Source organism: Micromonospora sp. M51 (genome assembly GCF_018070305.1).
Taxonomy (GTDB): Bacteria; Actinomycetota; Actinomycetes; order Mycobacteriales; family Micromonosporaceae; genus Micromonospora; species Micromonospora parva.
Genome location: NZ_JAGPXZ010000227.1, coordinates 1 through 8007 on the forward strand (window position 1 = coordinate 1; position 8007 = coordinate 8007).

Annotated in this window: 5 protein-coding genes and 1 pseudogene; 4 read left to right on the forward strand and 2 right to left on the reverse strand. The window is 70.9% G+C overall.

Annotated elements, in window-relative coordinates:
- Positions 1 to 423 (forward strand): annotated as a pseudogene (locus KBX53_RS14520) (DNA polymerase IV); the annotation flags it as partial.
- A 121-nt stretch (positions 424 to 544) separates the two neighbouring features.
- Positions 545 to 910, forward strand: a complete 366-nt coding sequence (locus tag KBX53_RS14525; RefSeq protein WP_030332463.1) for a hypothetical protein — start codon at positions 545 to 547, stop codon at positions 908 to 910.
- A 95-nt stretch (positions 911 to 1005) separates the two neighbouring features.
- On the opposite strand, the gene htpG is transcribed toward KBX53_RS14525, so the two are convergent.
- Entirely contained in the window at positions 1006 to 2934 is a 1929-nt protein-coding gene (gene htpG, locus KBX53_RS14530; protein ID WP_210859758.1) for a molecular chaperone HtpG, read from the reverse strand.
- Positions 2935 to 3084: 150 nt separating this feature from the next.
- Between htpG and KBX53_RS14535 the strand changes: the two genes are divergently transcribed.
- On the forward strand, positions 3085 to 3783 hold the full coding sequence (locus KBX53_RS14535; RefSeq protein WP_030332460.1) for an SDR family oxidoreductase: 699 nt from the start codon (positions 3085 to 3087) through the stop codon (positions 3781 to 3783).
- Between the two features lie 60 nt (positions 3784 to 3843).
- Here KBX53_RS14535 and KBX53_RS14540 read toward each other — a convergent pair whose 3' ends face one another.
- A complete protein-coding gene (locus tag KBX53_RS14540) occupies positions 3844 to 5295 on the reverse strand; it encodes a M28 family metallopeptidase (protein ID WP_210859760.1) in 1452 nt (483 codons plus the stop codon).
- Between the two features lie 202 nt (positions 5296 to 5497).
- Between KBX53_RS14540 and KBX53_RS14545 the strand changes: the two genes are divergently transcribed.
- On the forward strand, positions 5498 to 8007 hold a 2510-nt coding region (locus KBX53_RS14545), incomplete at its 3' end, for an ATP-binding protein (RefSeq protein WP_309140772.1).

Here is an 8007-nt window from a genome sequence, read left to right on the forward strand (position 1 = left end):
ACGGAGTTGGAGGCCATCCTCGCCGGGCTGGTCGACCGGGTCAGCCGGCGGATGCGGGCGGCCGGACGGTCCGGCCGCACGGTGGTGTTGCGGCTGCGCTTCGGCGACTACACCCGGGCGACCCGCTCGCACACGGTGGGGAAGGCGACGGCGGACACCACGCCACTGCTCGCCGCCGCGCGTGCGCTGCTGCGCGCGGCGCTGCCCGAGATCGATCGCCGTGGTGTCACCCTGATCGGTGTCTCGGTGGGCAATCTCGACGACAACCCCGTCCAGCCTGAGCTGCCGTTCCAGCCTGACGCCGGTTCCGATCTGGACGCTGCGGTGGACGCGGTCCGCGACCGGTTCGGATCGGCGGCGCTGACCCGGGCGGTGTTGCTCAACCGGGAGCCGGGGGTGGAGATGCCACTCCTGCCGGACTGACCGATACGCGTGCGGCGTCCGCGGTCGAGTTGCGAGCAGAGACACATCACAGCAGGTCGGCGGTTTAGCTGGCGGCTGACGGGTGACCCTTGGGGGGTACAGCCTGACGAGGGGGGCCATGATGTCCGACGACACCAGCAACCGACCGAGCCGCACCGCCGAGCGTCCGCACGACGTGACCGACCCGCTGCTGTGGCAGTTGGCGGTCGACGTGCTGAGCGCACACGAGCCGGACGACGAGGGCCGGTGCCGCAACCTTCAGTGCGCCGGGCAGTCGTGGCCGTGCGTGGCGCGTGCCGGTGCCGAGCACTCACTGCGACTGGCTCGCAGCACCCCGGCCTCGGTCGAGCTGACCGTCGACGGAGCCGACAGTGACGACGTCGAACCGGACGGACGTCGTGACTCCTCGGTGCCGGCGCCGCGATGGGGCTGGAACGCCGGCCCGGCGGCGTCGCACCGAGGGTCGAAGGCCGCCTCCGCGGCCTGACGGGTCGCAGGCACCCGAGCTGCTCCGGCACCACCCAGGTGAACGCTCGGCCGGCGATCCGGCCGAGCGTTCACCTGTTGTCGGTCGGCCGCCGGTTACAGGGTGCGGGCCAGCCGGTCGGCGAGCGTCCGGGTGAAGCGGGCCGGGTCGGTCAGCTCGCCACCCTCGGCCAGCACCGCCAAGCCGTAGAGCAGCTCGGCGGTCTCGGTCAGGGCCGCCTGGTCGCTGCCCTGCTCGTGGGCCTTGCGCAGCCCGGACACCAGCGGGTGCCCGGGGTTGATCTCCAGGATCCGCTTGGTCGGCGGAATCTCGTGCCCCATCGCCCGGTACATCTTCTCCAGGGTCGGGGTGAGGTCGTGGGCGTCGCCGACGACGCAGGCCGGCGAGGTGGTCAGCCGCGATGACAGGCGCACCTCCCGGACACTGTCGGTGAGGGTGGTCCCCAGCCAGTCGAGCAGCGCCGCGAACTCCTGTCGCTGCTGCTCACGCTCGGCCTCGGCCTGCTGCTTCTCCTCGTCGGTGTCCAGGTCGATCTCGCCCTTGGCGATCGAGCGCAGCGTCCTGCCGTCGTACGTGCCGACCCGCTCGACCCACACCTCGTCGACCTGGTCGGTGAGGAGCAGCACCTCGTGCCCCTTGGCCCGGAACGCCTCCAGGTGCGGCGAGTTCTCGATGGCGGCCCGGGATTCGCCGGTGGCGTACCAGATGTCGCTCTGGCCGTCCTTCATCCGGGACACGTAGCCGGCCAGGTCGGTGGGCTCGGTCGGGTCGTTGGTGGAGGCCACCGACAGGATGTCCAGCAGGGTGTCCCGGTTGTCGGTGTCGTCGATCAGCCCTTCCTTGACCACCGCGCCGAACTCGGTCCAGAAGGTGCGGTAGCGCTCGGCGTGGTTGGCCTTGAGATCCTTGACCGTGGCGAGGATCTTCTTGACCAGGCGGCGGCGGACGATCTGGATCTGCCGGTCCTGCTGGAGGATCTCCCGGGAGATGTTCAGCGACAGGTCGTGCGCGTCGACCACGCCCTTGACGAAGCGCAGGTACGTCGGGACCAGCGCCTCGCAGTCGTCCATGATGAAGACGCGCTTGACGTAGAGCTGCACGCCACGGCGGCCCTGTGGGGAGAACAGGTCCAGTGGGGCGTGGCTGGGCAGGAACAGCAGAGCTTCGTACTCGAAGGTGCCCTCGCCCTTCATGTGCACGACCTCGAGCGGGTCGGCCCAGTCGTGGCTGACGTGCTTGTAGAACTCGTTGTACTCGGCGGCGTCGACCTCGTCGCGGGGCCGCGCCCAGAGCGCCTTCATGGAGTTGAGGGTCTGCACCTCGCTGGTGGGGGCCTCACCGTCGGCGCCGGGCCGCTCCACGCTCATCCGGATCGGCCAGGCGATGAAGTCGGAGTAGCGCTTGACGATGTCGCGGACGGTCCACTCGGCGGTGTAGTCGTGCAGGTTGTCCTCGGTGTCGGCCGGCTTGAGGTGCAGTGTCACAGCGGTGCCCTGCGGCGCCTCGTCGACCGTCTCGATCGAGTACGTACCCTCGCCGGCGGACTCCCAGCGGGTGCCGCCGGTCTCGCCGGCCTTGCGGGTCAGCAGGGTGACCCGGTCGGCGACCATGAACGCGGCGTAGAAGCCGACGCCGAACTGGCCGATGAGGTCCTGCTTGGCGTGGGCGTCGGCGGACTCCCGCAGCTGGCGCAGCAGCTCGGCGGTGCCCGACTTGGCGATCGTGCCGATCAGCTGGACGACCTCGTCGCGGGTCATCCCGATGCCGTTGTCCCGCACGGTGAGGGTGCGGGCGTCGCGGTCGATCTCCAGGGCGACGTGCAGGTCGTCGGTGTCGGCGACGAGGTCCTTGTCGACGAGGGTGGCCAGCCGGAGCTTGTCCAGTGCGTCGGACGCGTTCGAGATGAGTTCCCGCAGGAAGACGTCCTTGTTCGAGTAGATCGAGTGGACCACCAACTGGAGGAGCTGACGCGCCTCGGCCTGGAATTCCAACGTTTCGGCCTGGTTGCTCACACCGTCTCCCATCTCGGCTCGTACGGAGGTTCGCGGAAAGGATACGAGTCGTCACCGGTCCGGCTGTGGGCGCGTCCGGGTCGTATTCCCGATTCGCTCGGCCCGCTCCGGTGAGATAGCTGACTTTGGCTAACAGAAGTCAGCTCGGATAGCGTGACGGCCATGAAGCTCGCTGGAAGCACCGCCCTCGTCACCGGCGCCAACCGTGGCCTCGGCCGCCACCTGGCCGCCGAACTCCTCGCCCGGGGCGCCACCGTCTACGCCGGCGCCCGTAACCCCGACCGCGTCGACCTGCCCGGCGTGACGCCGGTACGCCTCGACATCACCGACCCCGCCTCGGTGGCCGCCGCCGCCGCGCTGGCCGGCGACGTGAACCTGCTGATCAACAACGCGGGCACCGACTTCCGAGCCGACCTCCTCGACGGCGACCTGGACGTGCTGCGGCAGGAACTGGAGACCCACTACCTCGGCACGCTGTCGATGGTCCGGGCGTTCGCGCCGATCATCGCCGGCAACGGCGGCGGGACGATCCTCAACGTGCTCTCCGTGCTGTCCTGGTTCAGCTCCCCGATCCACGGGGCCTACGGCGTCGCCAAGGCCGCGCAGTGGTCGATGACCAACGGCGTGCGCGTGCGCCTCGCCGACCAGGGCGTCCGGGTCGCCGGCCTGCACGTCGGCTACCTGGACACCGACATGGCCGCCGACATCACCGGCCCGAAGTCCGACCCGGCGGAAATCGCCAAGATCGCGGTCGACGGCGTCGAGGCCGACGCGTACGAGATCGTCGCCGACGACGTCAGTCGGCGGGTACAGGCCGGGCTGGCCGGCGGTGTCGCCGCGCTCTACCCCCAGCTTCCCTGACCACGACGCGACGGGCCGCCACCGGCGAGAACCGGTGGCGGCCCGTTTTCGGGTACGCGGTCAGCTCGCCTGCAACGTCACGTCGTCGATCACGAAGCTGGTCTGCAGCGAGGAGTCCTCGGTGCCGGTGAACGTCAGCGTCACCGTCTGCCCGGCGTACGCAGCCACGTTGAGCGTGCGCTGGACGTAACTGCTGGAGGCGTTGAGGTTCGAGTACGTCGCCAGCGTGGTCGAGCCCATCCGCACGGTCAGCTTGTCGTACGCCGTGGACGTGGTCGTCTCGGCGGTGTCGATGCGCGTCCAGAACGACAGCGTGTAGCTGGCGCACCCGGCCGGCACGGTCACCGACTGGGACAGGGTCTCGGTGCGGGTGCTGCCGTACCCGTTGAGCCACGCCTTGTACGACCCGGTCCGGGCCGGCTTGCTGCTGGAGTTGGTGATCACCCCGGAGGATGCGGTCCACGGCGTGCTGCCGTTCTCGAAGCCGCCGTTTCCGACCACCTGACCACCGACGCAGGTCGGGGTGCCGCCACCCACGGCGAGTTGCCACAGCGCGTACGCGACACCGTCGGCCGCCCGGTTCAGCACCGTGGCGCTGACGTTGGCGGTGGTGTCACAGGACCGGTGGTAGCACGGGTCGTACGCGGAGTTGGCGGTGCCACCCCACTTGGCCGCCTGGGCGCTGGTCTTGCGGGCGCTGGCCCCGGCGGCGTAGCCCGAGGTGGGGATGCCGGCCTGCTGGAAGTAGTAGTCGTCGGAGCGGCCCTGCCCCTCGACGTTCTCCTCCGGTTGCAGGCCCAGGGAGTCCCAGTACGCCTTCAGCGGCGCCGCGGTGGTCGAGGTGACCCGGTTGATGAAGTAGCCGCCGTTGACCGAGCCGACCATGTCGAAGTTGTAGTAACCCTTGATGTAGCCGCGCTGGGTGCTGGTGAGCGAGTTGACGTAGAACCGGGAGCCGTTGAGCCCCTGCTCCTCGTCGGTCCACCAGGCGAACCGCACCCGCTTGGTCATCGTCGGGTTCTGCGCGGCCAGGACCAGCGCGTTCTCCAGCAGGGTCGAGGAACCCGTGGCGTTGTCGTTGATGCCCGGACCGGCCGAGACGCCGTCCAGGTGCGCGCCGAACATGACCACCTGGTCGGCCGGGCCGCCGGGCCACTCGGCGATGAGGTTGTTCGAGGGGTACGTGCAACTGGAGCAGTACTGCTCGCTGACGGTGTAGCCGGCCGACTGGAGCCTGGTCTTGACGTAGGTGAGCGAGGCGGTGTAGCCGGCCGAGCCGGCCCGTCGGTTGCCACCGTTGCTGGTGGCGATGACGTTGAATTGGGTCAGGTGCGCCTGGACGTTGCTGACGGAGATGTCCGGCGCTGCGAGTGCGGCGACGGACCCGGCGATCGGCCGGGCCACCGTCGTGGCGGTCGGGGGTGACGCGGTCACCGGTTGGGCGGCCAGCGTCACGGTCGTCGCGGCGAACACGGCGAGCGCGGCCCTCGCGCTCAGCGTTCTGCCTCTCATGAGGGCTCCTCGGGGTCGGAGGGATACCCGAGACAATTACAGATGTCGATGTACTAGGCATCGGTCGTTCGTCCCGAACCGCCGCCGGTTCGACGGTGGGTACCGGCGTCAGCACAGCTGAGTAGAAGTGTCAGGATGGGTAGGTAACGCGGCAGGGGTCGTCAGGCCCGGAACGGGGGCTTGCGATGGGGTCGGATCGAGCGTGACACGACCCAGCAGCGACCTGTTCCTCGGCGGCGGCGAAACCGGGCGGTTGATGGCCGAGCTGGACTGGGCCCGCACCCCGCTCGGCCCGGTCAGCGAATGGCCGCAGAGCCTGCGCGCCGCCGTCCGGATGGTGCTCTCCTCCCGGTACCCCATGCTGCTGCTCTGGGGCGAGAACTACTCCCAGCTCTACAACGACGCCTACTCGGCGCTGATCGGTGACAAGCACCCCGCCGCTCTCGGCGACGACGTGCGGGTGACCCTGGCCGAGGTCTGGGACGTGCTCGCCCCACTGGTCGAGGAGGCCATGGCGACCTCGGTGGCCAGCTGGGTCCCCGCGCTGCAACTGCTGCTCAGCCGGGCCGGCTACCGCGAGGAGGCGTACTTCAGCGTCTCGCACGCCCCCGCCCGCGACGACGACGGGCGCACCGTCGGTGTGCTGACCGTGTGCAGCGAGGTCACCCAGCAGGTGATCGGCGAACGTCGGCTGCGCCTCCTGCGCGACCTGTCAGTGCTCGGCGACGGGCGCACCGTCGACGTGGACGCCACCGGCGCACGGCTGGTCGGCGTGATCGACGACCACCCCCTGGACGTGCCGTTCGCCGCCATCTACCTGCGCGACGGCACGACACTGCGCCGGATCGCCTGCACCGGCGGCGACCGGCGGCACGCCCAGACCCTGCCGGACGCCGTCGAGCTGACCGACCCGGGCCCGCCCGCGTACGCCTGGGGGCTGGCGGACGCGGCCGAGGGCCGGGCGACCGAGGTGACCGACGTCGCCGCCCGGTTGCCGCTGCCCGCCGGCCCGTGGGACGACCCGGTCCGCACCGCGCTGGCGCTGCCGCTGTCCTCCGCCGACGAGGGTCAGCCCCGCGGCGTCCTGCTCGCCGGGGTGAGCCCCAGCCGTGGGCTCGACGAGGCGTACCGCTCGTTCCACCAGCTCCTCGCCCAGCAGATCTCGGTGGCGTTGCGCAACGCCCAGGAGTACGAGGAGGAGCGGCGCCGCATCGAGGCGATGGCGGAACTGGACCGCCTCAAAACCGACTTCTTCGCCAACGTCAGCCACGAGTTCCGTACCCCGCTGACCCTCATCCTCGGCCCGCTGACCGACGCCCTCACCGACGCCACCGCGCCGCTGGCACCGGTGCAGCGGGAGCGGGTGGAGACCGGCTGGCGTAACGCGACGCGACTGTTGACGCTCGTCAACAGCCTGCTCACCTTCTCCAGCCTGGAGGCCGGGCGGGCGCGCAGCGACGCCCGGGTGGTCGACCTGGCCGCGCTGACCGCCGAGCTCGCCGGGGTGTTCCGGGCCGCCGTCGAGCGGGCCGGGTTGACCCTCGAGGTGAGCTGCCCACCGCTGCCCCGGCCGGTCTCTGTCGACCCGGTCAACTGGGAACGCATCGTCACGAACCTGCTCTCCAACGCCCTCAAGTACACGTTCATCGGCCGCATCCGGGTCACCCTCGACGCCGACGACGAGGAGGTGCGTCTCACCGTCGCGGACACCGGCATCGGCATCGCGGAACGGGACCTGCCGAAACTCTTCGAACGCTTCCATCGGGTACGCGGCGCCCGCTCGCGCAGTCACGAGGGCACGGGCATCGGTCTGGCCCTGGTGCACGAGTTGGCCCGGCTGGAGGGCGGCGACGTCCGAGTGACCAGCCAGGTGGGCGTGGGCAGCCGGTTCACTGTGACGCTGCCGTGGTCGGCGACGCACCGCACCGCGGTCAGCGGCCCGACGGTCGGCGGGCGGGGTGACGCGGCCCGGGCCGCCGTCGAGGAGGCGGTGGGCTGGCTCACCGAACCGAGCGACGCGGTGACCGAACCCGACCCCGCGACCCGAACGACCACGGATGAGCTGGCCGGGGCCCGGATCCTGCTCGCCGACGACAACGCCGACATGCGGGCGTACCTCACCCGGCTGCTCACCGCGCAGGGCTGGTGGGTGCGGGAGGTCACCGACGGTCAGCAGGCCCTCGAAGAGATCCACCGCGACCTGCCGGACCTGGTGCTGACCGACGTGATGATGCCGGTGATGGACGGCTTCGACCTGGTGCGCCGGCTCCGGGCGGACCCGGCGACCCGGGCGCTGCCGGTGCTGGTGCTCTCCGCCCGTGCCGGCGGTGAGGCCAGCGTTGAGGGCCTGAGCCTGGGCGCCGACGACTACCTGGTGAAGCCGTTCGCCGCAGCCGAGCTGGTCGCCCGGATCCGGGCCAGCATCCGCCGGGCCCGCGACCGTACCCCCGCGGCGGCCCTCGGCGGCGAACCGGCGACCGTCGCCGCCTCCGCTCCCCCTTCGCACCCGGCCCCGGTCGGCCCCGTCACGGCGGACCCGGCTGTCGAACCCGTCCGCGACGCGGCGGTGCTCGCGCCGACGCCGGCCGACCCGGACGCGCTGGGCGATCTCCTGGACGTCGGGTGGACGTACCCGTCCGAACCCACCTCGGCGGCGGCGCTGCGTCGGGACGTGCGCGGCGCCCTGGGTGAGCTGGACGTTGACCCGGACGT